The organism is Mycolicibacterium austroafricanum (assembly GCF_000612725.1).
In the GTDB taxonomy this organism is placed as follows: Bacteria; Actinomycetota; Actinomycetes; order Mycobacteriales; family Mycobacteriaceae; genus Mycobacterium; species Mycobacterium austroafricanum.
Genome location: NZ_HG964451.1, coordinates 530,980 through 552,936, shown reverse-complemented (window position 1 = coordinate 552,936; position 21,957 = coordinate 530,980). Strand labels below are relative to the sequence as shown.

The following is a 21,957-nucleotide window of genomic DNA, read 5'->3' as shown; positions in this document are numbered from 1 at the left end:
TGTCGCCGGCTCAGCGGGATCTGCGCACCCTGGAGTCGATGCCGTCGAGGAATTGATCCAGGCCGGAACGGAAGTCCGCGAGCCGGTCGCCGTCCGCATCGAACGCCTCGGCCTGCAGTGCCGCTGCCAGTGCGGGGAACCGCTCGCCGGTGACCAGACGCCGCAGCAGTGCGGGGTAGTCCGGCGCGGTGTCGTGGTGGTCTGCGGCCTCGATGTCGAGAGCGGAGGCGCCGCGGACGAAATGCAGGAGCGCCATGACGGCGGCCAGCTTGTCGCGCTCGGACAGTCCGGTGCCGCTCAGGGCGGCGAGGCCGGCATCGAGCCACGCCAGTTGCCCGGGATCGGCGGGCGGGCCGATGACCGTGGCGTGCAGGATCCACGGGTGACGGTGGTAGACGTCCCACAGGCCCACGGCCCAATCCGTGAGGGCGTGACGCCAGTCCGCGCGATCCGTCGTGCCCGGGGGGTGACCGGGAGCTGCGGACACCATGAACGTCACGAGTTCGTCCTTGTTGGCGACGTGCCGGTACAGCGACATGGTGCCGCAACCGAGTCGCTCCGCCAGGCGCGCCATCGACAGCGCGCCGAGGCCGTCCCGGTCTGCAAGTTCGATCGCTGCCTCGACGATGCGCTGCCGGCTCAGGCGGCGGGCGCGTCCGCCGCCGGCCCGGTCGCGCCAGAGGACCTCCAGTGCCCGGGGCAGTGGCGGCGTCTCGCGCTCCTCCTCGTTCGTCATTCGATCAAGCCTAACGGCTGTACAGCCGTGTGCGTATGACATACGCTAACGGGTATGCCATACGCATGGCGGGTTCTCGCGCTGATCTCGGTCGCCTTCCTCGCGTGGTCGCTTCCGCCGTATCTGACGGGCGGGACGCGCGTGCCGTCGACCTTCGAATGGCACTATCCGCTTCTGGTGGTCCACGTCGCGCTCGCCGGCGTGGCGATGCCGGCGGCGGTTCTTCAGATCTGGCCCGGGCTGCGGTTGAAGCGCCCGGCGGTGCACCGACGGGTCGGCCGGCTCTACTGCTGCGCGGCGATACCGGCGGCATTGTGTGCGTTGGTGATCGGGGTGGCGACGCCGTTCGGCACCGTGCTGGCCGTCAGCAACGCGATTCTGGCGTCGCTGTGGCTGTGGTTCACCGTCAACGGATATCTGTCCGTACGCCGGCGCAACTTCGATGAGCATCGGCGCGCCATGATCTACAGCGCCACGCTCGCGCTGTCGGTGATCACCAACAGGGTCTGGTCCCCGGTGCTGTTCGTGGTGCTGATGCCCTTGCAGCACAACGTCTTCAGCGGCGACGAGGAAGGCTACCTGCACTTGGTGGCGGGCCTCGGCGGGTGGCTGGGCTGGACGATTCCGCTGGCTGTGGTGCACTGGCGGCTCGGCCGTCGACGAGCGCGGTCGTCGGCGGTTCCGGGGCCGACGGGCATGCCTGCGGTGTAGTCTCCGGGCGTGGCGACGACGGAGTTCAACGGCAAGATCGCGGTAGACATCCGGGATTCCGAACCGGACTGGGGGCCGTTCGCTGCCCCGACTGCACAACCGGACGCGCCCAACGTCCTCTATCTGGTCTGGGACGACATCGGCATCGCCACCTGGGACTGTTTCGGCGGGTTGGTCAACATGCCCGCAATGAGCCGCATTGCCGAACGAGGAGTGCGGCTTTCGCAGTTTCACACCACCGCGTTGTGCTCACCGACCAGGGCGTCGCTGCTGACCGGCCGAAACGCCACCACGGTCGGAATGGCAACCATCGAGGAGTTCACCGACGGCTTCCCGAATTGCAGCGGCCGAATCCCGTTCGACACCGCCCTGATCTCCGAGGTGCTGGCCGAGAACGGTTACAACACTTACTGCGTCGGCAAGTGGCATCTGACCCCGCTGGAGGAGTCCAACCTCGCGGCGACGAAGCGGCACTGGCCGCTGTCGCGTGGCTTCGAGCGGTTCTACGGATTCATGGGCGGCGAAACCGATCAGTGGTATCCCGACCTGGTCTACGACAACCATCCCGTCCCGCCGCCTGCCGGCCCGGAAGAGGGCTACCACCTGTCGAAGGATCTCGCGGACAAGACCATCGAGTTCATCCGCGACTCGAAGGTCATCGCGCCCGACAAACCGTGGTTCTCCTACGTGTGTCCCGGCGCGGGGCACGCGCCCCATCACGTCTTCAAGGAGTGGGCGGACCGCTATTCCGGGGTCTTCGACATGGGCTATGAGCGCTACCGCGAGATCGTGCTGGAGAACCAGAAGCGTCTCGGCATCGTCCCGCCCGAGACCGAACTCTCGCCGGTGAACCCGTATCTGGACGTCAAGGGCCCCGACGGGCAGGAGTGGCCGGCGCAGGACACGGTGCGGCCGTGGGATTCGTTGAGCGAGGAGGAGAAGCGCCTTTTCGCCAGGATGGCCGAGGTGTTCGCCGGGTTCCTCTCCTACACCGATGCCCAGATCGGGCGTGTCCTGGACTATCTCGACGAATCGGGCCAACTCGACAACACCATCATCGTGGTGATCTCCGACAACGGCGCCAGCGGGGAGGGTGGGCCCAACGGTTCGGTGAACGAGGTCAAGTTCTTCAACGGCTACATCGACTCGGTCGAAGAGAGCCTGAAGGCCTTCGACGAGCTCGGTGGCACCCAGACCTACAACCATTACCCGATCGGCTGGGCGATGGCGTTCAACACCCCGTACAAGTTGTTCAAGCGCTACGCGTCTCATGAAGGCGGCATCGCCGACACCGCAATCATCTCGTGGCCCAACGGCATTGCCGCCCACGGTGAGGTGCGCGACAACTACGTCAACGTCTGCGACATCACCCCGACGGTGTTCGACCTGCTCGACATCACGCCTCCCGCCACGGTGCGCGGCGTGGCGCAGAAGCCGATGGACGGTGTCAGTTTCAAGGTGGCCCTGGACAATCCGACGGCGCCGACCGGCAAAGAGACCCAGTTCTACACCATGCTCGGTACCCGGGGGATCTGGCACAAGGGGTGGTTCGCCAGTGCCGTGCACGCGGCCTCACCCTCCGGATGGTCGCATTTCGACGACGACCGCTGGGAGCTGTTCCACATCGAGGCCGACCGCAGCCAGTGCCACGATCTGGCCGCCGAACACCCGGACAAGGTCGAGGAGCTCAAGGCGCTGTGGTTCGCCGAGGCGGCGAAGTACAACGGTCTTCCGTTGGGGGACCTCGACATCCTGGAGACCATCACGCGGTGGCGGCCCTACCTGACCGGGGAACGTAATTCGTACGCCTACTACCCGGGTACGGCCGACGTCGGTATGGGTGCCGTCGTGGAGCTGCGTGGCCGCTCCTTCGCGGTGCTCGCCGAGGTCGCCGTCGACCCGGACGGCGCCGACGGTGTAGTGGTCAAACACGGTGGGGCACACGGTGGATACGTGATGTACGTGCAGGGCGGGCGGCTGCACTTCTGCTACAACTTCCTCGGCGAGTACGAGCAGACGCTGGCCTCAGCGGACCCGGTGAGCGCCGGTCTGCACACGCTCGGGTTCACGTTCACCCTCACCGGAACCGCCGAGGGCAGCCACACCCCGGTAGGTGACGCCGCGCTGTTCATCGACAGCGCCCAGGTGGCGTCACTGGCCGAAATGCGGGTCCACCCGGGTACTTTCGGACTCGCGGGGGCGACCTTGAGCGTGGGCCGCAACAGTGGGTCGCCGGTGTCGCAGGCCTATCAGGCGCCGTACCCGTTCACCGGGGGAACCATCGCCCGGGTCAACATCGACGTCTCCGGCGCCCCGTATCTCGATCTGGAGCGCGAGTTCGCGCGGGCGTTCGCCAGGGACTGACGGCGGTGAACCGCTCCGTGATCCTGTGGGCGTGTGCCGCGCTCGCCGTCGCCGCGTGTTCGCGGGTCAGTGACGGTGTGCCGGTGGCGGATCCGAGTCAGCCCGCTGCTGTGCAGGCCACGCCGACGACGGTCCCGAGCGCGTCACCCGACCCGTTGCCCGGCGTCGTGCCGACCACGGGATCGCCGCCGCCTGCCGGTCCTTTCTGTGTTCCTGCGGTGCTGCCCTCACTGCGCACCGTCGCGCGGGTCACCGACCCGGGAGCTCCGACTGCGACCGTCGCGGTCCCCGACGGGTGGGCGATGACGTCCGGTACCGGAGATGTCGGCGCCCGGCTCGAGGGGCCCGACGGGATGTGGGCCGAGGTCACGATCACCGCGACCTCGCTCGATCCGGAGGCGACGTTCCGCGAGTACGTCGACGACCTCACCGCCGGCTCGGTCATGAGCACCGTCAGCATGCTGCCCGCCGACATGTGCGGCTTCAGCGGGCAGCGGCTGATGGGAATGCTGTCCGACGGGGGCGACTCCATCGAGTACGAGGACCGGCTCGTGCAGGTGCCCACCGGCAACGGTGACCATCTGATCGCGATCCATGTGCAGGCGCCGTCGGGTGCCCCCGGCTTCGCCGATGCCGCCGCGCACGTGACGCAGGACTTCGAGGTCGGCCTACCCTGAACGACATGTTGACCGAGCTCGTCGCCCTCGACGGCGGGTCATTCCGGATGGGCTCGACACGGTTCTATCCGGAAGAGGCGCCGGTCCACACCGTCACCGTCGCCCCGTACGCCATCGAGCGGCACCCCGTCACCAACGCACAGTTCGCCTCGTTCGTCGCCGACACCGGGTACCGCACCGTCGCCGAGCTGGCCCCGGACCCGGCGCTGTATCCCGGTGCCGCACCGCAGGATCTGGTTCCCGGTGCACTCGTGTTCCGGCCCACCGCGGGACCGGTCGATCTGACGGACTGGCGGCAGTGGTGGGAGTGGGTGCCGGGCGCGGACTGGCGGCACCCGTCCGGCCCGGGCAGCTCCGTCGACGACAAACCCGACCACCCCGTCGTGCAGGTCTGTTACGCCGACGCCGCGGCGTACGCCCGGTGGGCGGGGCGGCGGCTGCCGACCGAGGCGGAGTGGGAATTCGCCGCCCGCGCAGGCTCGACCGCGGTGTACGCCTGGGGAGACGAGGCTGTTCCCGGCGGAGCGCTGATGGCCAACACCTGGCAGGGCGCGTTCCCGTACCGCAACGACGGCGCGCTGGGCTGGGCGGGAACGTCGCCGGTCGGTACGTTCCCGGCCAACGCCTACGGGCTGGTCGACATGATCGGCAACGTGTGGGAGTGGACGACGACGAGATTCGCCGGGCACCACGTGCTCGACGCACCGGTGAACTCGTGTTGCCCCCAGGCGGGCCCGGATCCTGCCGTGACCCAGGCGCTCAAGGGCGGTTCGCACCTGTGCGCGCCGGAGTACTGCCACCGCTACCGACCGTCGGCCCGGTCACCCCAGTCCCAGGACAGCGCGACCACCCACATCGGCTTCCGCTGCGCGGTCTGACCGTCCCGCTGCTACCTACCGCGACCGGACCGGCGGCGACAGCCGCAGATGGCCGAGGAGGGCGACGGCCGCGGTCGTCGCGGCGGCCAGCCCGAAGGGCACGGCGATGTGGATCCGCATCAGCAGTGCACCTACGACGGCGCCGGCGAAGATCACCACGATGGCGGCCAGGCGCCGGTTGGCCACTGCGCCCCGGCCACCGCGCGTCCACGTCTCCCCGGCCAGCGAGGCCAACGTCGAGGTGACGACGACGGTGGTCATGTCGGCGACGGCGACGGCGCGCGCGACCATCGCCTGGGAGCCCATCACCGCCGCGGTGGCGGCGGCCATCGGGATCTGCACGACGGGCTCGGGATGCCTGCCGGTGACGACGGCGACCACCGTCAGCACCGTCAAGGTCGCCGCGCCCAGCGTGAGCAGCACCGTCACCCGGTGCTGCCAGCCCGGTTGGCGGGCGCCGCCGGGACCGCGCAACACCAGTCCGGCGAGGTACGCCGCGGCCGTGAACGCGCCCAGCGCGACCGCCGGACCCAGCACCGGCAGTTCGTCGGCGCCGGCGACACCCATGCCGAGGATCACGATGTTGCCGGTCATGTTGCCGGTGAACACCCGGTCCAGGCCCAGGAAGCCGACCGCGTCGACGACGCCGGTGACGAACGTCAGCGCGACGGTCGCGGCCAGCGCCCGGTCGGCGGGAGCGTCGGCCATCAAAAGGCGATGATGGCGAACAGGGTGGACAGCACCAGTCCGGCCATCACGGGCAGGAAGCACTTGCGTGCCAGGGTGAGCACCGGCACCCGGGCGAAACCGGCCACCGCGACCAGCGACGACCACGCCACCAGCGTCCCGCCGCCGGACCAGATGTTGCCCATCTGGCCGATGGCGGCCAGCGTCGACGGATCCATGCCCGCGGCGGAGCCCAGTGCCCCCGACAGCGACCCGGTCAGCGGCAGCCCGCTGAACCCGGAACCCTCAAGGCCGGCGATGAGACCGACGAACAGCACGGTGAAGGCGACCACGAATGCGTTCGGCGCGACGTGCGAGAGCCCCGCGTTGATGAGGTCGAAGAGCAGTGCGGGCCCGGTGGCATCCTCGGGCATCCCGAGGATGCGGGCGGAGAAGTCGCCGTTGCCGATGAAGAAGAAGCCGGCGATCGGAAGCACGATGCCCATGGCCTTGAACGCGAAGACCAGTCCGTCGACGATGTGGCGCGAGGAGCTCTCCAGGCATGCCCGTTTGTCGTTGGTCAGGCACGCGGCGAACAGCAGCATCGCGGCGATTCCGCCCACGATGCCCGCCGCGTCACCGCCCTTCAGCGGAGGCACCGCGGTGGTGAACTTCCCCAGCAGCATGTACACGATGAAGACCAGGTACGCGGTCGGGACGAGCACCGCGAAAGTCTTGGCGGACAAGGTCTTCGGCGAATCAGCAACCTCGATCGAGGAGGTGTCGAGCACCATCGTCGCCGTCGGGGCCCCGCCGGCGACAGGAGCCGGAGCGGGGTCCGGCGCCGGGCGGGTGCCGCCGAATTCGTCGCCGGCAGCGGTGTCGTCGTCGGGCGCGCCGAGCTTGTCGGCCTTGTTCTCCCAGGCGACGAGCAGCTCCGGCGACGGCGTGCGCCATGTCCGGCGCTGGGTGACGTAGGTGATGCCCAGCGCCACGCCGCCCACGATCAGCGAGAGCACCAGCGACTTGTCGGCCACACCGTCGGCGTCGACTCCTGCGGCGGTGGCCGAGATTCCGGGGGCGACCTTGATGATGTAGTCCGACGACAGCGCCATGCCCTGGCCTGCGATGGCGACCACCATCCCGACCGACATCGGGCTCAACCCCGCGCGGATCGCGACCGGGATGAGCACCGCGCCGACCAGCGGCACCGCCGGTGTCGGCCAGAAGAACAGCGAGATGACGTAGGTGACGATCGCCAGCACCACGAAACTGCTTGTGCCGGCCCGCATCACCCGCCGGAACGGGGTCACCATCAGGCGGTCGGCGCCCATCTCGCGAAGCGCGCCGAGCATCGCGGTGACCAGCGCGATGATCAGGAAGATGTTGAACAGCTCGTCCGCGGCGACCAGGCTGGCGTTGAAGATCGACGACAGGCCGGTCACGATGCTCCCCGAGAACACCCACGCCGTCAGCAATGTCGCGACGACCGCGGGAACGACGATGTTCTTGCGCAGCGCCATCGTCACGAGAATGACGACAATGCCGGCGAGATAGACCCAGTGCGCCGCGCTCAGATGAATGTCCATCGACCGTCTTTCGCTCACAACTGCTCGTGGGCTGTGCAGTTTGATTGGGGGGAATGCTCGGCGCGTTGCGGGCGTGGGTCAACGCACAGAGTGCACAACGCTGTGGCCTCCCCTCTGTGCAATATGCTCCGCCGTTGTCGGCCACGTGTCCCGGCGTTTCGTTGACGTAAACATCTGCGCCGTTGTGCACGTTGGTGTCGCCGCCCGCCGTGCGCTGTGCACCTTGACCCACCGGGGGCGGTCACCTTCGGCGGCCTTGAGTGAGAGGCTGGCCGGAAATGACTGACACACACCGCGGCGATGACGGCGGCACACCGTTGGCGCTGGCCGCGCTGCTCTCCGGGACACTCGTCGGCACGATCAGCAACAACGTCGTCAACGTGCCGATGCCGGCGATCCTGGCCGACTTCGACGCGCCGCTGGAGAGCGGTGTGTTCATCGTGGTCGGGTTTCTGCTCACCTTCACCGCCACCATGCCGGTGGTCGGCTGGATCGGGGACCGGATCGGTCGTCGGCGCGTCTACTGCGCGTCGATGATCGGGACCGCGCTGTGCGCGATCGGTGCGGCCACCGCGCCCACCCTGGAGTTGCTGATCCTGTGGCGGTGCCTGGGCGGGCTGGCGGCCTCGGCGCTCGGGCCCGCCGTGATGGGGCTGCTCACCTGGCTGTTCGCCGGGGAGCGGCGCGGACGGGCCGTCGGCGCGTGGGCGTCGGTGAACGGGATCGGGCAGGCGATCGGGCCGACGATGGGCGGGTTCATCGCCGACGCCTGGGGATGGCGCTGGGTGTTCGTGCCCCTGGTGCCGGTCGCGTTGGCGGGGCTGATCGGCACCCTGCGGCACATTCCGCGCTATCCGGGGACCCGGATGAGCTTCGACGCCGTCGGGGCCACCGCGCTGACCGTCGGCTCGGGTCTGCTGATCCTCGGGGTGGCGCTGATACCGCGGCTCGGCGTGTCCGTCGCGGTGCTGTCCGCGATCGCGGTGGCGGTCGTGGTGCTGGCGTTCTTCGTCTGGCACTGCCTGCGGACGCCGGAGCCGTTCGTCGACGTGCGGCTGGTGGCCGAATCGCGGTTCGCCCGAAGCACCCTCGCGGCGTTCGCGTTCATGTTCGGTCTCGGCGCGACCCTGCTGGCGGTGCCGCTGTATCTGGTGGACCACGGGCGGTCCGGTTCGGTGGCGGGGCTGGTGCTGCTGGCCGTCCCGGCGTCGATGACGGTGCTGGGTCCGTTGGTGGGGCGGTATCTGGACCGCATCGGGCCGCGCCGGGTATTGCGCACCGGCCTGTTGCTGATGGCCGCGGGTCAGGTGGGTCTGGCCGTGGCGGTCGGTGGCCGGATCGCCGACCGCGTCCACGGGCTGGCGGGTCTGACCGCGATCCTGGTGGTGGTCGGCATCGGGATCGCGTTCGTCCAGACCCCCGCCGCTACCGGCGCCACCCGATCGCCGGCGGGCGCGCAGGGCACCGGCCTGGGGTTGTACAACCTGATCCGGTTCAGCGGTTCGGCGATGGGCGCGGCCTGGGTCGCGATCGCGCTCGCCGCCTTCGGTGCCGCGACAGGATATTCGGCGGTGTTCCTCGTCGTCGGTGGTGTCGCCGTGCTGGGGCTGCTCGGGTCGTTCGTGGGGCCCGACCCGGCGCCGGCCCGGTAGCGGGCCGCGCTCAGCGGAATTTCGCCTCGCGGTCGACGGCGGCGTGCACCTCGGTGAGCATGTCGAGCCGGATCGCCAGCCACACGGTGAACTGGTTGTCGGGGAGTCGGATGTCGAGCCCGGTGGCGCGTGACACCCGGTCGAGCTTGGTCAGCATGGTGTTGCGGTGCACGTTGAGTGCGCGGGCGGTGGCGTTGACGTTGCCGCCGTGGGCCAGGTAGCCGATGAGGAAGTCCAGCAGGTCGGGCGCCGAGCGCAGCGGTCCCAGCACGTCGGCGACCAGTGCCCGGCTCTGGTCGGTGTCGGCGACGTCGGCGAGCACGGTGAAACTGCGCAGGTCCTGGTATGACACCGCGCCGGTGTGTCCCAGGCGGCGTGCGATGCCCAGCGCGATGCGGGCCTCGCGGTAGCTGCCCGCGACCTCCTGGGCGCCCCGCGCAGGCCGGCTGTAGGCGACCGCCGCCGGTGTTCCGCGCCGGTTCTGCAGTTCGTCGGCCATCGCCTCGGCGTAGCGCGTCATCTCCTTGCGCATCGCGGTGTCGTCGGCACCCCGCAACGACCGGACGACGACCAGCACGTCGCCGAGGACGGTCACATAGGAGCGCACCGCGGGATCGGGTGCCACGTTGGCCGCGTACCGCGCCAGCCTGACCATGCTCGCGGCGGGGTTGTCCACTCCGCGGGGGACGGCGCCCGGTGCGACGAACACGCCGAACACCGAGTCGATGTCGATCTCGTGGTAGTCGGCGCGGGCCCGCATGTCGTGCTCGCTGGAGAAGTGCCCGTGCACCAGCGCCTGGACGAAATCGCCGCGGGCCCTCTCCTCTGCCTCGTCCACGCTGTGCTGTCTGAGCATCTCCGAACCGATGATGGCCGTGGCCTGTTCGGTGACGACGATGTGACGGGCCAGGTCGTGCCCGCCGGGCTCGGCCGACGGCACCACGACCAGAACCCAGCCCTCGAAGGCTTTACCGAGCCGGATAGCGGTGGAGATCACCGTCCACACGCCTCCGCCGGGCGCCCCGAACCGCTCCACCCTGGTGTCGTGATGGGCCGAAAGTCGGGCCGCTGCAGGCAGATCGGCGGTCAGCAGCGGCAGGATGGATTCGGTCAGCGCAGCGGCGGTCTCCGCCGTGAACCCGTTGTGTGCCACCACGTTGCCGCGGGCGTCGAGCGCCATCGCGGGGTTGCGCGCCAGGTTGGACACCTCGCGCACCAGCAACTGGAGTCCGGCGCCGCGGTGGAACAGCCCGGCCAGTGAGGCGTGCACATGCGTGGCGTAGCGCATGGCGTGCACCTCCTGGCTCAGCGCGCGCTCGGCGAGCAGCCGGTTGAGTGCGGCGAACCCGACCGGGAACGCCATCTCGACCACCACCATGTCCGCGGGCACCGCGCCGGTGGGGAAGTCGGCGGGAACGGTGCCGTCGACCAGCAGTGCGGTGGCGCCGCGCGCGGCCAGCGGCGCCAACGTGCCGCCGTTGCCCAGCAACGCCTCGGGGCGGGTGTACACCGCGACCCCGTCCAGCGCGTCGTGCCGCGACATCACCTCGGAAAGCGGTAGCACCCAATGCACTTGCTGGTCGAGACGATCGGCGCCGGTGAGCACGTGGGCGCCCGACATCAGGGATTCGTCGAGCAGTCCGGCGACCGTCATCCGATCGTCGTCATGTCCCACTGGTGCCATCTCTCACCCGCTTCGGTCTCCGGCCGCTGTGCCGCAACGATCGCACCCACGCCACCTCCACACTATGTGCAGTTTGACCCTGTTGCGGCGCGGAATGGGGACATATTGACCAGAGCTTCGGTGGGCGGCCCCCGGTAGACATCTGGTGCAGGCAGACCGACCAACTCACAGGAGCCAGTCCCGACATGCACCAGATCTACCGGATCACCCTCGACGACGCCCTGCCCCTGCTGGCGGCGGGCCGGGCCAAAGCAGAGGAGATCGGCGTCAAGCAGACCCTGTGTATCTGTGACGACGGCGGCAACGTCCTTGCCCTGCACCGTCTTCCGGGAGCACGGTTGACCGGCGTCGATATCTCGATCGCCAAGGCGTTCACCGCCGCCGGCCACGAGCGGGCCACCCATCTGTTCAACGAGGCTCCCGACGGCCCGGCGCTGCCCGGAAACGAGGCCTTCGGCATCAGCCACATGCTCCCGGGCAAGTTCGCGATCTTCGTCGGCGGGTTCCCGCTGGTCTTCAACGGGCAGATCGTCGGCGGCGTCGGCATCAGCGGCGGCAACGGTGCCCAGGACAAGGCTGTGGGCGCCGCCATCCTCGCCGAGTTCGACGCGCTGACCGCCGCGGTCGCCGGTCGCTGATCGTGCTGTGCACCATGACCCGTCGGCCGGCCGAAGCCGGTGATGTTGTCCATGGTCACCGCCCCGCGGCGCTGGTTAACGTCGCTGGTGCAGTGCGCAATTCGCATCGAAGCGTCGACCTGCAGCCCCCGTCTACCGACAACCACCGTGATGTATCGAAAGGACCGATTTCATGACCGAACTGCTGGGACGTGACGAGTTCCGCACGGAGCTGGAGAACGCCATCAAGGGGCGTGAGGCCAAGAACGCCTCCTTCTCCCAGGCCTGGGCCGAGGGCCGCCTGCAGCGGCACCACTTCGCCCGTTGGGCCGAGAACCACTACCACTACGTGGGCCCGTTCGCCGACTATCTGGCCAACATCTACTCCAATACCCCCGACAACTTCACCGGGGCAAAGGATTTCACGCTCCAGAACATGTACGAGGAGGAGCTGGCCGACATCCGCCACACAGATCTGCTGATCAAGTTCGGTGAAGCCTGCGGCACCACCAAGGAGCGCATCGAAGACCCCGACAACATGAACGCGATCACCCGCGGCCTGCAGTCGTGGTGCTATGCGGTGTCGCAGCGCGAGCACTTCGTGGTGGCCACCGCGGCGCTGGTGGTGGGCCTGGAGTCCCAGGTACCCAGCATCTACATGAAGCAGATCGTGCCGCTGCGCGAGGTGTACAAGTTCACCGAGGACGAGATCGAGTTCTTCGACCTGCACATCACCTCCGACGTCGTGCACGGGGAGCGCGGCTACCAGATCGTGCTCGACCACGCCGACACCCCGCAGCTGCAGCAGCGCTGCCTGCAGATGGTCCGGTGGGGCGCCGAGATGCGCTTCTCCTACACCAAGGGGCTCTACGACACCTACGTCGCGCCCGAGCTGGAGCCGGCCGCAGTCTGAGGTCCGAGCGGTTTCGGCGTGATTCCGACCGCCCAGCGTGCGGAATCACGCCGAAATCGCAGAAGGGTTGAGGGAAAGTTGAAGACCACTGAGTGGACCGCGGTCGCCACGGCCAAGGAGCTGGGCCGGCGCCGCAAGCTGCGCGTCGAGGTCGACGGCCTGGCCATCGCCCTGTTCCAGTCCGAGGGCCGGGTGTACGCATTCGCCGATGTGTGTGTGCACCAGGACCGTTCACTGTTCAAGGGCACGCTGCTGCACGGCAAGGTGATCTGCCCGGGCCACCAGTGGCAGTTCGACCTGGAGACCGGTTACGAGGCCGACCAGGATCGCTGCCAACCCACCTATCCGGTGCGCGTCGACGACGACGGCACCGTCTACGTCAAGACAGAGGAGGCGAGCGCATGAGTCGTCGCACCTTCGTCACCGTCGGAGCGGGCCAGACCGCGGCGGTGGCCGCACGCAACCTGCGTAGGCACGGATTCGACGGCCGCATCGTGCTGATCGGCGACGAACCGCACCCGCCCTACCAGCGTCCGCCGCTGTCCAAGGAGTTCCTCGCAGGCACCGAGAACGAGGAAGGGTTGTGGATCCTGCCTCCGAAGTGGTTGCAGGACAACGACGTCGAGATCATCACCGACACCACCGTGGTCCGTGTCGACGCCGCCGCGCGCGCCGTCGAGTTCTCGGGCGGTGCCGGGCTGCAGGCCGACTCGGTGCTGTTCGCCACCGGCGGCGCCCCCCGGCGGCTCCCGGTCGACGGCCCACGGCCCGACCTGGTGCACTATCTGCGCACGCTCGACGACGCCGCCCGGCTGGCGCCGGTGCTGACGCCGGGCCGGCGCCTGGCGATCATCGGGGCCGGCTTCATCGGCCTGGAGATCGCCGCCACCGCGGCGGCGGCCGGCGTCGAGGTCACCGTGCTCGAGGCGGTCCCCGTGCCGCTGGCCCGGGTGGTCGGCCCGGCCATGGGTGAGGCGGTGTGCCGGCTGCACCGCGACAACGGCGTGGACATCCGCGCCGGCGTGCAGCTGGCAGGTGTGCGTACCACCGCTGACGGGGTGGTGATCGACATTGCCGGTGCCGCAGCACCTCTGGAAGCCGACGCGGTGGTCGTCGGCATCGGCATCATCCCGAACACGGCCGTCGCAGCAGCGTCCGGGCTGCGGGTCGACGAAGGGATCGTGGTGGACGCGTTGGGCCGCACCGCGGTACCCGGGGTGTTCGCGGCCGGCGACGCCGCCCGGCGCTACTCGCCGCGCGCCGGCAGGCACCTGCGGCTCGAGCATTTCGACAACGCCAGCAGGCAGGGCGTCGCGGTGGCCAACGCGATGCTGGGCCGTGAGGCGCCCTCCGACGATCCGCTGTGGTTCTGGTCCGACCAGTACGGGCGCAACATCCAGTTCGTCGGGACGGCGAGCGGAACCCCGGTGATCCGGGGCAACCGTGACGAATTCGACTTCACCGGTTTCTATCTGGAGAACGACACCGTCTGCGGTGCCTTCGCCATCGACCGCGGGGAGGACGTGACGGCGGCGCGCGAGCTGCTGGGCCGCGGGGTCGACGCCGCGGCCCTGCTCGACGAGGACACCGACCTGTGGGACCTGGTCTACGCCGACGAGGACGAGCAGGTGCGGGCATGATCGAGGGCCTGAACTACATCGGCGGCGCCTGGGTGCCCGCCCAGTCCGGACGGACCTTCACCCGGGCCAACCCCGCCGACCCGGCCGACGTGATCGGCACGTTCCCCGCCTCCGACGCCGACGACGTCCGCAACGCGGTCGACGCCCTGGAGAAGGCGGCACCGGAGTGGGCGGCGACGGCACCCGAGCGGCGTGCGTCGATCCTGGAATCTGCTGCCGCACAACTGGAGTCGCGCAGCGAAGCGTTGATCGCCGAGTTGGTGCGCGAAGAGGGCAAGACCGTCGCCGAGGCCACCATGGAGGTCACCCGCACCCCGTCGAACCTGCGGTTCTACGCGGCCGAGGCCACCCGCGCGGCGGGGATGACGTTCCCGGCCGCGGGCGACACCATGGTGTACACGGTGCGCGAACCGGTGGGAATCGTCGGAGCGATCACGCCGTGGAACTTCCCGTTGAACATCCCGTCCCGGAAGCTGGGACCGGCGTTGGCCGTCGGCGACCCCGTGCTGTTCAAACCCTCCGAGCTCACCCCGCTGATGGGGCAGCGTCTGGTCGAGGCGCTGCTCGCCGGTGGGCTGCCGCCCGGCGTGCTGGCCCTGGTCCACGGCGACGGGGTGGCGGGTGCGGCGGTGGCCGCCGACGAGCGCGTCGCCGCGGTGACCTTCACCGGGTCCACCGCTGTCGGCCGGTCGATCCACCGCGCCGTCGGCCCGCACCGCCGCGTGCAGCTGGAGATGGGCGGCAAGAACCCGGTCGTGGTGGCCGACGACGCCGACCTCGACCGGGCCGCCGCGCTGATCGTCAAGGGCGCCTTCGGGCTGTCCGGCCAGGCCTGCACCGGCACCAGCCGGGTGATCGCCACCGACTCCACCCACGACGGGCTCGTCGAGCGGGTCGTCGCCCGCGCCGAAGCGCTGCGGGTCGGCCCCGGCGCCCAGCCCGGCATCGACATGGGGGCGCTGGCCAGCGCAGCGCAGGCGGAGAAGTTCGCCCACTATGTCGGCGTCGGCGTCGACGAGGGCGCCTCGCTGCGCTGCGGCGGCACCCGGCTGGACGTTCCCGGCCACGCGGGCGGCTTCTTCGTCCGGCCCGCGGTGTTCACCGACACCGAACCCACCATGCGCATCGTCAGCGAGGAAGTGTTCGGGCCGCTGCTGGCGTTTCAACGGGCGGGCTCGCTGACCGAGGCGATCGAACTGGCCAACGCCACCGAGTTCGGGCTCTCGGCCGCGATCGTCACAGGGGACCTGGCCACCGCTGCGCAGTTCGCCCGCGAGTCCAGGACCGGGCTGGTCAAGATCAACCAGCCCACCACCGGAATGGCGATGAACGCGCCGTTCGGCGGCTACAAGGCATCGTCGACGACGACGTTCAAGGAGCAGGCCGGCGCGTCCATGATGGAGTTCTACCTGACCGAGAAGACCGTCTACCTCAACCCTGGCTTCTGAAGAAATACGGAGTGTGACAATGGAATTCGTTCGTGTAGCCAGGTCGGGCCAGGTTCCCGAGGGTATCGTGCGGCGGTTCTACGCCGGCGAGCACGAGTTCGCCGTGGCCCGGTTGAAAGGTAAGGCGTACGCGACGTCGAACTACTGCACCCACCTGGACTGCCTGTTGTCGTCGGGCAAACTGCGCGACGACGGCATCGGCTGCTCCTGCCACGGCAGCGCGTTCGACCTGGAGACCGGCGAGCCCATCAGCCCGCCCGCCACCGAACCCATCAAGACGTTCCCGTGCGAAGAACGGGACGGGGAGATCTTCGTCGGGGTGGAGCCGGGGGAGACGCCCGTCGGGCCTGCCCGCCGCGCCCGCAGGGTGCTCTGATGGCGACCGCCCAGCGGCCGCCCGCGTTGTCGGCGAATGCCATGGTCAGCAGCAGCCATCCGGCCGCCAGTCTGGCCGGAGCGCGGGTTCTCGCCGACGGCGGCAACGCGATCGACGCCACGCTGGCGATGGCGGCGCTGACCTGGCTCACCCTGCCGGGGCAGTGCGGGATCGGCGGCGACGCGTTCGCCGTCGTCCGCGAACCGGACGGGCGGGTGTGGACCGTCAACGGCTCCGGGTACGGCCCCGACGGCGGGACGCCGGAATTCTATGCCGCCCAGGGTCTTTCGAGCATTCCGCTGGACGGTCCGCTGGCCGTCGCGGTGCCGGGCGCCGTCGCGGCGCTGCGCGCGCTGCACCTCGGTGGCGCCACCAGGGCGCTGGAGCAGCTGTGGGAGCCGGCCGCCCGGATCGCAGGCGACGGCCTGCCGTGTTCGGCGCGCACCGCAGGCGATGTCGTCACGGCACTGGGCGACAGCGCACCTGCGGTCGGCAGCCGGGTGCCGCAACCGGAGCTCGCGGCCACGATCCGGCGGCTGGCGCGCGACCCGGAAGGCTTCTACACCGGCGAGTTCGCGCAGCGGGCGGTGGCGGCGTTGCAGGCCGGCGGCGCGCCGTTCAGCGGCGACGAATGGGCCGCAGGCGCCGAGGTGAACCCCGAACCCGCGATCACCGGCCGCTACGCCGGCGCGGTGGTGCATCAGACCCCACTGCCCACGCCCGGCTGGATGGTGCTGCAACAGGCGGCGTTGTGCGACGGCGTCGTCGGGTTCTCCGGCTGGCTGTCGGCCGAGGCGATCGATCGGCTGGCCCGGGCTGCCCGGCTGACGTTCGCCGACCGACTTGCGTTGTGCGCCAGCGACAATGACGGGTCCCGGTATGTGCTGACGCCGGACCGGATCGAGGCCCAGCGGCGCGACCTGGACTGTGGCACCGAAGCGCGCGGCCCAGTCGAGGTCCGGGCCGGGGACACCACCTCGACCGTGGTGGTCGACGCCGAAGGCCGGGCGGTCAGCTTCATCCACTCGCTGGCGTTCACCTTCGGTGCCAAGTTCACCGTGCCCGGCACCGGGGTGATCCTCAACAACCGGCTGGCCCGCGGCGCCTACCTGATCCCCGGCCACCCCAACGAGGTGGCGCCGCGCCGCAAGCCGCTGCACACCCTCAACGCCTGGGTGGTCACCGACGACGCCGGCGCGCTGCTGCACGTCGGCAACACGCCCGGCGGTGACGGGCAGGTGCAGTGGAACATGCAGCTGCTCTCGCACGTCCTCGACCACGGTCTCGATCCCGCAGAGGCGGTGTCGGCGCCCCGGTTCACCGTCTTCCCCGGTTCGGACGCCGACGTCGTCGGCTCGCCCGACGAGCTGCGCGTCGAACAGTCTCTCCCCGCCGGGGTGCGCCGCCAACTGGCCGCGGCGGGCCATCGGGTGGTGGACCAGCCCGCGCTCGGCGGGGGTGGCAGCGCCCAGCTCATCTCCGTCGACGAGCGCGGTGTGCTGGCCGGCGCCGCCGATCCACGTCAGGAAGGTGTCGCGCTCGGTGTCGACTGAGTGGACGGCACCGCCGCCGCGGGGCGGCGATGTGTCCCCGCCGCAGGGCGACTGTGCACCCCCGCCGCAGGGCGACTATGTGCCCGCCGTGCGCCACGGCGACGTCGCGCACTCGGCGGGCATGACTCCGCGGCGCGACGGAGTCCTCGTCGTCTCCGGGGTGGTGGGCGACACCCTGTCGGTGGACCAGGCCCGCGCCGCCGCGGCGATGGCGGCGGGCAACGCGCTGGCTGCGGTGCGGTCGGTGCTGCCCGAAGCCGCAGGTCTGCGCTGCCTGCGGATGACCGTCTACATCGCCTGCGCGCCGGGATTCCGGGAGCTGAGCGCGGTCGCCGACGGCGCGTCCGCGGCCCTGGCCGCCGCACTCGGCGCGGCCGCACTACCCGCCCGATCCGCGATCGGGGTGTTGGCGCTGCCGTCCGGGGCGCCCGTCGAGGTGGACCTCAGCGTCGGCCTGGCCTGACCTGCCCCCACCGCCGCAGTGCAGCGATTTGGAGCATTCGGCGAGCTCACCTAGTATGTGGGGGTTGCCTAGGGCAGACCTCGGTTGTCTCGCGTGCGAGAAAACCCCGCGTGCTCTTGGGTGACAAAGACCGCGCACGTCAGGTCGGTATCTGCCGTGCACTCAATAACCAGGTCGAGGAGATCTAGTGATTCAGCAAGAATCGCGGCTCAAGGTCGCCGACAACACGGGCGCCAAGGAGATCTTGTGCATCCGCGTGCTCGGCGGCTCGTCGCGGCGCTACGCAGGCATCGGCGATGTCATCGTGGCGACCGTCAAGGACGCCATCCCCGGCGGCAACGTCAAGCGTGGTGACGTGGTCAAGGCCGTCGTCGTGCGCACCGCCAAGGAGCGCCGTCGCGCCGACGGCAGCTACATCAAGTTCGACGAGAACGCCGCGGTCATCATCAAGAACGACAATGACCCGCGTGGCACCCGCATCTTCGGGCCGGTCGGCCGCGAGCTGCGTGAGAAGAAGTTCATGAAGATCGTCTCGCTCGCCCCGGAGGTGTTGTAGATGAAGGTCCGCAAGGGTGACACGGTGCTCGTCATCTCCGGTAAGGACAAGGGCGCCAAGGGCAAGGTCCTGGTGGCCTACCCCGACCGCAACAAGGTCCTCGTCGAGGGCGTGAACCGGATCAAGAAGCACACCCCCGAGTCGCGCACCGAGCGCGGCGCTTCCTCCGGCGGCATCGTCACGCAGGAGGCGCCCATCTCGGTGTCCAACGTGATGCTGCTCGATTCCGACGGCAAGCCGACCCGCGTCGGCTACCGCCGTGACGATGAGACCGGCAAGAACGTCCGCATCGCCAAGTCCAACGGCAAGGACATCTGACATGACCACCACTGAGACCAAGACCCTGCCGCGCCTGAAGCAGCGCTACCGCGAAGAGATCCGCGACCAGCTGCTCAAGGAGTTCGGCTACGCCAACGTGATGCAGATCCCCGGTGTCACCAAGGTCGTCGTCAACATGGGCGTCGGTGACGCCGCCCGTGACGCCAAGCTGATCAACGGTGCGGTCAACGACCTCGCGCTGATCACCGGCCAGAAGCCGGAGATCCGCCGGGCCCGTAAGTCCATCGCGCAGTTCAAGCTTCGCGAGGGCATGCCGATCGGTGCGCGCGTCACGCTGCGCGGCGACCGCATGTGGGAGTTCCTGGACCGCTTGATCTCCATCTCGCTGCCCCGTATCCGCGACTTCCGCGGCCTCAGCGGCAAGCAGTTCGACGGCACCGGCAACTACACGTTCGGGCTGACCGAGCAGTCGGTGTTCCACGAGATCGACGTGGACAGCATCGATCGGCCCCGCGGCATGGACATCACCGTCGTCACCTCGGCGACGAACGACGACGAGGGACGTGCGCTGCTGCGGGCGCTCGGCTTCCCGTTCAAGGAGAACTGAGCAGATGGCAAAGAAGGCTCTGGTCAACAAGGCCAACAAGAAGCCCAAGTTCAAGGTGCGCGGCTACACGCGCTGCAACCGCTGCGGCCGTCCGCATGCGGTGTTCCGCAAGTTCGGCCTGTGCCGGATCTGCCTTCGTGAAATGGCGCACGCCGGCGAACTGCCGGGTGTGCAGAAGTCCAGCTGGTAACAGCCGCTAAGACCACAACTACGAAACATGTTGCGGGAGGCCCGTTCCGAATCTTCGGGAGGGGAACCGCCGCGAGAAAGGTGAACCGGCTGTCATGACCATGACGGATCCGATCGCAGACTTCTTGACGCGTCTGCGCAACGCCAATTCGGCGTATCACGACGAAGTGACCTTGCCGCACAGCAAGATCAAGGCCAACATCGCCGAAATCCTCAAGAAAGAGGGCTACATCAGCGACTACCGCACCGAGGACGCCCGGGTGGGCAAGTCCCTGGTCGTGCAGCTGAAGTACGGCCCGAGCCGTGAACGCAGCATCGCGGGCCTGCGCCGGGTGTCCAAGCCCGGTCTGCGCGTGTACGCGAAGTCCACCAACCTGCCGCGGGTTCTCGGCGGACTCGGTGTGGCGATCATTTCCACGTCGTCCGGTCTGAGGACCGACCGCCAAGCCGCCCGTGAGGGCGTCGGCGGCGAAGTCCTCGCCTACGTGTGGTGAGGGAGGGCTAGATACATGTCTCGCATTGGAAAGCAGCCGGTCACGGTCCCGAGCGGGGTCGACGTGACGATCGACGGACAGAACGTGTCCGTCAAGGGCCCCAAGGGCACGCTGACCCTCGACGTCGCCGAGCCGATCGCGGTCACACGCGATGACGACGGCGCGATCGTGGTCACCCGGCCCAACGACGAGCGGCGCAACCGTTCGTTGCACGGCCTGTCCCGCACACTGATCGCCAACCTGGTGACCGGCGTGACCGAGGGCTACACCACCAAGATGGAGATCTTCGGCGTCGGTTACCGCGTCGTGGCCAAGGGCAGCAACCTGGAGTTCGCCCTCGGATACAGCCACCCGGTGCTGATCACCGCTCCCGAAGGCGTCACCTTCGCGGTCGAGACGCCCACGAAGTTCTCGATCTCCGGTATCGACAAGCAGAAGGTCGGCCAGATCGCGGCGAACATCCGCCGTCTTCGCAAGAGCGATCCCTACAAGGGCAAGGGGATCCGCTACGAGGGCGAGCAGATCCGTCGCAAGGTCGGAAAGACGGGTAAGTAGTAGATGGCTACCAAGACCAAGTCCACAGAGGCCGCCGGGCACACCCCGGTCGGCAAGAACATCTCCGAGACGCGACGCACCTCGCGGCTGCGTCGGCATGCGCGCCTGCGCAAGAAGGTCTCCGGCACCGCCGACCGTCCGCGTCTGGTGGTCAACCGGTCCGCGCGGCACATCCACGTGCAGCTGGTCGACGATCTGGAAGGCGTCACGCTGGCCGCGGCGTCCTCGATCGAGGCCGACGTGCGTGCGCACGAGGGCGACAAGAAGGCCGCCAGCACCCGGGTCGGTCAGCTGATCGCCGAGCGCGCCAAGGCGGCGGGCATCGACGAGGTCGTCTTCGACCGCGGTGGCTACACCTACGGCGGCCGGATCGCCGCGCTGGCGGACGCCGCACGCGAAGGCGGGTTGAAGTTCTGATGTCATACCTGACCAATAACGGAAGGAATGCATGATGGCCGAGCAGGCTGTAGGAGCCGGCGGGCCGTCGAGCGACGGCCGCGACGGCGGCAGGGGTGACCGCGGTGGCCGTGGCCGCCGCGACGATCGTGGTGGCCGTGGTGGCCGCGACGACCGGGAGAAGAGCCAGTACCTGGAGCGGGTCGTCACGATCAACCGCGTCTCCAAGGTGGTCAAGGGCGGTCGCCGGTTCAGCTTCACCGCGCTGGTGATCGTCGGCGACGGCAAGGGTATGGTCGGTGTCGGTTACGGCAAGGCCAAAGAGGTTCCCGCCGCGATCGCCAAGGGTGTCGAGGAAGCACGCAAGAACTTCTTCCGGGTTCCGCTGATCGGCGGCACCGTGACCCACCCCGTCCAGGGTGAGGCCGCGGCCGGAGTGGTCATGCTGCGTCCGGCCAGCCCCGGTACCGGTGTCATCGCCGGTGGCGCCTGCCGCGCGGTGCTGGAATGTGCCGGGGTGCACGACGTCCTGGCCAAGTCGCTGGGTAGCGACAACGCGATCAACGTGGTGCACGCCACCGTTGCCGCGCTGAAGCTGCTGCAGCGTCCCGAAGAGGTCGCGGCCCGCCGTGGCCTGCCGATCGAGGATGTAGCGCCCGCCGGCATGCTCCGGGCCCGCCGTGAGGCGGAGGCCCTGGCCGCCAGCGCCGCGCGTGAGGGAACGGCTTAAACCATGGCAGAGCTCAAGATCACCCAGGTGCGCAGCACCATCGGTGCACGCTGGAAGCAGCGCGAGTCGCTGCGGACGCTCGGGCTGCGCAAGATCCGCCAGTCCGTGGTCCGCGAGGACAACGCCCAGACGCGCGGTCTGATCAAGACCGTGCACCACCTCGTCACGGTTGAGGAGGTTTAAC

Annotated in this window: 26 protein-coding genes; 22 read left to right on the top strand and 4 right to left on the bottom strand. The window is 69.2% G+C overall.

Features of this window, described 5'->3' with window-relative positions; genetic code table 11:
• Window positions 1–10 precede the first annotated feature (10 nt).
• The gene (locus BN976_RS09310; protein WP_036370107.1) at window positions 11–736 is read right to left on the bottom strand and encodes a TetR/AcrR family transcriptional regulator; all 726 of its coding nucleotides are present in this window, start codon (window positions 734–736) and stop codon (window positions 11–13) included.
• A gap of 54 nt (window positions 737–790) precedes the next feature.
• On the opposite strand from BN976_RS09310, the gene BN976_RS09305 reads away from it, so the two are divergent.
• Genes BN976_RS09305 through BN976_RS09290 form a run of 4 tightly spaced genes read left to right on the top strand, consistent with a single transcriptional unit; the run spans window position 791 to window position 5,366 of the window.
• Window positions 791–1,447: a DUF2306 domain-containing protein gene (locus BN976_RS09305; RefSeq protein WP_036370103.1), complete on the top strand. Its 657-nt coding sequence runs from the start codon at window positions 791–793 to the stop codon at window positions 1,445–1,447.
• A gap of 9 nt (window positions 1,448–1,456) precedes the next feature.
• Window positions 1,457–3,811 (top strand): arylsulfatase, encoded by a 2,355-nt coding sequence (locus BN976_RS09300; protein ID WP_011778581.1) that lies wholly within the window; start codon window positions 1,457–1,459, stop codon window positions 3,809–3,811.
• A 5-nt stretch (window positions 3,812–3,816) separates the two neighbouring features.
• Entirely contained in the window at window positions 3,817–4,488 is a 672-nt protein-coding gene (locus BN976_RS09295; RefSeq protein WP_011778582.1) for a hypothetical protein, read from the top strand.
• A 5-nt stretch (window positions 4,489–4,493) separates the two neighbouring features.
• The gene (locus tag BN976_RS09290) at window positions 4,494–5,366 is read left to right on the top strand and encodes a formylglycine-generating enzyme family protein (protein WP_036370101.1); all 873 of its coding nucleotides are present in this window, start codon (window positions 4,494–4,496) and stop codon (window positions 5,364–5,366) included.
• A 15-nt stretch (window positions 5,367–5,381) separates the two neighbouring features.
• Here BN976_RS09290 and BN976_RS09285 read toward each other — a convergent pair whose 3' ends face one another.
• Window positions 5,382–6,074: a YoaK family protein gene (locus BN976_RS09285; RefSeq protein WP_036370100.1), complete on the bottom strand. Its 693-nt coding sequence runs from the start codon at window positions 6,072–6,074 to the stop codon at window positions 5,382–5,384.
• A complete protein-coding gene (locus BN976_RS09280) occupies window positions 6,074–7,621 on the bottom strand; it encodes a hypothetical protein (protein ID WP_011778585.1) in 1,548 nt (515 codons plus the stop codon). Before BN976_RS09280 ends, BN976_RS09285 begins: the two co-directional genes overlap by 1 nt.
• 278 nt (window positions 7,622–7,899) lie before the next feature.
• On the opposite strand from BN976_RS09280, the gene BN976_RS09275 reads away from it, so the two are divergent.
• Window positions 7,900–9,273, top strand: coding sequence for an MFS transporter (locus BN976_RS09275; protein ID WP_036370097.1), 1,374 nt, complete (start codon window positions 7,900–7,902; stop codon window positions 9,271–9,273).
• 10 nt (window positions 9,274–9,283) lie between these two features.
• Here the strand turns inward: BN976_RS09275 and BN976_RS09270 are convergent, their stop codons facing one another.
• Window positions 9,284–10,957, bottom strand: coding sequence for a PucR family transcriptional regulator (locus tag BN976_RS09270; RefSeq protein WP_036370095.1), 1,674 nt, complete (start codon window positions 10,955–10,957; stop codon window positions 9,284–9,286).
• Between the two features lie 185 nt (window positions 10,958–11,142).
• Between BN976_RS09270 and BN976_RS09265 the strand changes: the two genes are divergently transcribed.
• The 17 genes from BN976_RS09265 (at window position 11,143) to rpmD (ending at window position 21,956) form a co-directional block, all read left to right on the top strand.
• Window positions 11,143–11,595 carry a GlcG/HbpS family heme-binding protein gene (locus BN976_RS09265; RefSeq protein WP_011778588.1) on the top strand — a complete coding sequence of 151 codons (453 nt, stop codon included), beginning with the start codon at window positions 11,143–11,145 and terminating at the stop codon, window positions 11,593–11,595.
• Between the two features lie 172 nt (window positions 11,596–11,767).
• A complete protein-coding gene (locus BN976_RS09260; protein WP_011778589.1) occupies window positions 11,768–12,487 on the top strand; it encodes an iron-containing redox enzyme family protein in 720 nt (239 codons plus the stop codon).
• Between the two features lie 78 nt (window positions 12,488–12,565).
• Window positions 12,566–12,892, top strand: a complete 327-nt coding sequence (locus BN976_RS09255; RefSeq protein WP_011778590.1) for a Rieske (2Fe-2S) protein — start codon at window positions 12,566–12,568, stop codon at window positions 12,890–12,892.
• Window positions 12,889–14,127: an NAD(P)/FAD-dependent oxidoreductase gene (locus tag BN976_RS09250; protein WP_036370092.1), complete on the top strand. Its 1,239-nt coding sequence runs from the start codon at window positions 12,889–12,891 to the stop codon at window positions 14,125–14,127. Before BN976_RS09255 ends, BN976_RS09250 begins: the two co-directional genes overlap by 4 nt.
• On the top strand, window positions 14,124–15,575 hold the full coding sequence (locus BN976_RS09245) for an aldehyde dehydrogenase family protein (RefSeq protein WP_036370090.1): 1,452 nt from the start codon (window positions 14,124–14,126) through the stop codon (window positions 15,573–15,575). The genes BN976_RS09250 and BN976_RS09245 overlap by 4 nt, the downstream gene beginning before the upstream one ends.
• Window positions 15,576–15,594: 19 nt before the next feature.
• Window positions 15,595–15,951: a Rieske (2Fe-2S) protein gene (locus BN976_RS09240; RefSeq protein WP_011778593.1), complete on the top strand. Its 357-nt coding sequence runs from the start codon at window positions 15,595–15,597 to the stop codon at window positions 15,949–15,951.
• A complete protein-coding gene (locus BN976_RS09235) occupies window positions 15,951–17,504 on the top strand; it encodes a gamma-glutamyltransferase family protein (protein WP_036370087.1) in 1,554 nt (517 codons plus the stop codon). The genes BN976_RS09240 and BN976_RS09235 overlap by 1 nt, the downstream gene beginning before the upstream one ends.
• 31 nt (window positions 17,505–17,535) lie before the next feature.
• On the top strand, window positions 17,536–17,967 hold the full coding sequence (locus BN976_RS09230) for a RidA family protein (RefSeq protein ID WP_036370494.1): 432 nt from the start codon (window positions 17,536–17,538) through the stop codon (window positions 17,965–17,967).
• 187 nt (window positions 17,968–18,154) lie between these two features.
• Window positions 18,155–18,523 carry a 50S ribosomal protein L14 gene (gene rplN, locus BN976_RS09225; protein ID WP_011778596.1) on the top strand — a complete coding sequence of 123 codons (369 nt, stop codon included), beginning with the start codon at window positions 18,155–18,157 and terminating at the stop codon, window positions 18,521–18,523.
• Window positions 18,524–18,841: a 50S ribosomal protein L24 gene (gene rplX, locus BN976_RS09220; protein WP_011778597.1), complete on the top strand. Its 318-nt coding sequence runs from the start codon at window positions 18,524–18,526 to the stop codon at window positions 18,839–18,841.
• A gap of 1 nt (window position 18,842) precedes the next feature.
• A complete protein-coding gene (gene rplE / locus BN976_RS09215; RefSeq protein WP_011778598.1) occupies window positions 18,843–19,409 on the top strand; it encodes a 50S ribosomal protein L5 in 567 nt (188 codons plus the stop codon).
• 4 nt (window positions 19,410–19,413) lie between these two features.
• Complete coding sequence (locus BN976_RS09210) at window positions 19,414–19,599, top strand: type Z 30S ribosomal protein S14 (RefSeq protein WP_011778599.1); 186 nt, start codon at window positions 19,414–19,416, stop codon at window positions 19,597–19,599.
• A 94-nt stretch (window positions 19,600–19,693) separates the two neighbouring features.
• A complete protein-coding gene (gene rpsH, locus BN976_RS09205; RefSeq protein ID WP_011778600.1) occupies window positions 19,694–20,092 on the top strand; it encodes a 30S ribosomal protein S8 in 399 nt (132 codons plus the stop codon).
• Between the two features lie 15 nt (window positions 20,093–20,107).
• Window positions 20,108–20,647, top strand: a complete 540-nt coding sequence (gene rplF, locus BN976_RS09200; RefSeq protein ID WP_011778601.1) for a 50S ribosomal protein L6 — start codon at window positions 20,108–20,110, stop codon at window positions 20,645–20,647.
• 3 nt (window positions 20,648–20,650) lie between these two features.
• Window positions 20,651–21,064 carry a 50S ribosomal protein L18 gene (gene rplR / locus BN976_RS09195; RefSeq protein ID WP_011778602.1) on the top strand — a complete coding sequence of 138 codons (414 nt, stop codon included), beginning with the start codon at window positions 20,651–20,653 and terminating at the stop codon, window positions 21,062–21,064.
• Window positions 21,065–21,098: 34 nt separating this feature from the next.
• Complete coding sequence (gene rpsE, locus BN976_RS09190) at window positions 21,099–21,773, top strand: 30S ribosomal protein S5 (RefSeq protein ID WP_083767336.1); 675 nt, start codon at window positions 21,099–21,101, stop codon at window positions 21,771–21,773.
• 3 nt (window positions 21,774–21,776) lie between these two features.
• Window positions 21,777–21,956: a 50S ribosomal protein L30 gene (gene rpmD / locus BN976_RS09185; RefSeq protein WP_003929541.1), complete on the top strand. Its 180-nt coding sequence runs from the start codon at window positions 21,777–21,779 to the stop codon at window positions 21,954–21,956.
• Window position 21,957: the final 1 nt, after the last annotated feature.

Excerpts from the sequence above, each read along its gene's own strand:
- BN976_RS09265 (WP_011778588.1), top strand. The coding sequence starts at position 11,143 with ATGCACCAGATCTACCGGATCACCCTCGACGACGCCCTGCCCCTGCTG.
- BN976_RS09250 (WP_036370092.1), top strand. The coding sequence starts at position 12,889 with ATGAGTCGTCGCACCTTCGTCACCGTCGGAGCGGGCCAGACCGCGGCG.
- BN976_RS09270 (WP_036370095.1), bottom strand. The coding sequence starts at position 10,957 with ATGGCACCAGTGGGACATGACGACGATCGGATGACGGTCGCCGGACTG.
- rplR (WP_011778602.1), top strand. The coding sequence starts at position 20,651 with ATGGCTACCAAGACCAAGTCCACAGAGGCCGCCGGGCACACCCCGGTC.
- rplE (WP_011778598.1), top strand. The coding sequence starts at position 18,843 with ATGACCACCACTGAGACCAAGACCCTGCCGCGCCTGAAGCAGCGCTAC.
- BN976_RS09290 (WP_036370101.1), top strand. The coding sequence starts at position 4,494 with ATGTTGACCGAGCTCGTCGCCCTCGACGGCGGGTCATTCCGGATGGGC.
- BN976_RS09275 (WP_036370097.1), top strand. The coding sequence starts at position 7,900 with ATGACTGACACACACCGCGGCGATGACGGCGGCACACCGTTGGCGCTG.
- BN976_RS09310 (WP_036370107.1), bottom strand. The coding sequence starts at position 736 with ATGACGAACGAGGAGGAGCGCGAGACGCCGCCACTGCCCCGGGCACTG.
- BN976_RS09260 (WP_011778589.1), top strand. The coding sequence starts at position 11,768 with ATGACCGAACTGCTGGGACGTGACGAGTTCCGCACGGAGCTGGAGAAC.
- BN976_RS09240 (WP_011778593.1), top strand. The coding sequence starts at position 15,595 with ATGGAATTCGTTCGTGTAGCCAGGTCGGGCCAGGTTCCCGAGGGTATC.
- rplX (WP_011778597.1), top strand. The coding sequence starts at position 18,524 with ATGAAGGTCCGCAAGGGTGACACGGTGCTCGTCATCTCCGGTAAGGAC.
- rpsE (WP_083767336.1), top strand. The coding sequence starts at position 21,099 with ATGGCCGAGCAGGCTGTAGGAGCCGGCGGGCCGTCGAGCGACGGCCGC.
- BN976_RS09305 (WP_036370103.1), top strand. The coding sequence starts at position 791 with ATGCCATACGCATGGCGGGTTCTCGCGCTGATCTCGGTCGCCTTCCTC.
- rpsH (WP_011778600.1), top strand. The coding sequence starts at position 19,694 with ATGACCATGACGGATCCGATCGCAGACTTCTTGACGCGTCTGCGCAAC.
- BN976_RS09210 (WP_011778599.1), top strand. The coding sequence starts at position 19,414 with ATGGCAAAGAAGGCTCTGGTCAACAAGGCCAACAAGAAGCCCAAGTTC.
- BN976_RS09285 (WP_036370100.1), bottom strand. The coding sequence starts at position 6,074 with ATGGCCGACGCTCCCGCCGACCGGGCGCTGGCCGCGACCGTCGCGCTG.
- BN976_RS09235 (WP_036370087.1), top strand. The coding sequence starts at position 15,951 with ATGGCGACCGCCCAGCGGCCGCCCGCGTTGTCGGCGAATGCCATGGTC.
- rplF (WP_011778601.1), top strand. The coding sequence starts at position 20,108 with ATGTCTCGCATTGGAAAGCAGCCGGTCACGGTCCCGAGCGGGGTCGAC.
- rpmD (WP_003929541.1), top strand. The coding sequence starts at position 21,777 with ATGGCAGAGCTCAAGATCACCCAGGTGCGCAGCACCATCGGTGCACGC.
- BN976_RS09280 (WP_011778585.1), bottom strand. The coding sequence starts at position 7,621 with ATGGACATTCATCTGAGCGCGGCGCACTGGGTCTATCTCGCCGGCATT.
- BN976_RS09245 (WP_036370090.1), top strand. The coding sequence starts at position 14,124 with ATGATCGAGGGCCTGAACTACATCGGCGGCGCCTGGGTGCCCGCCCAG.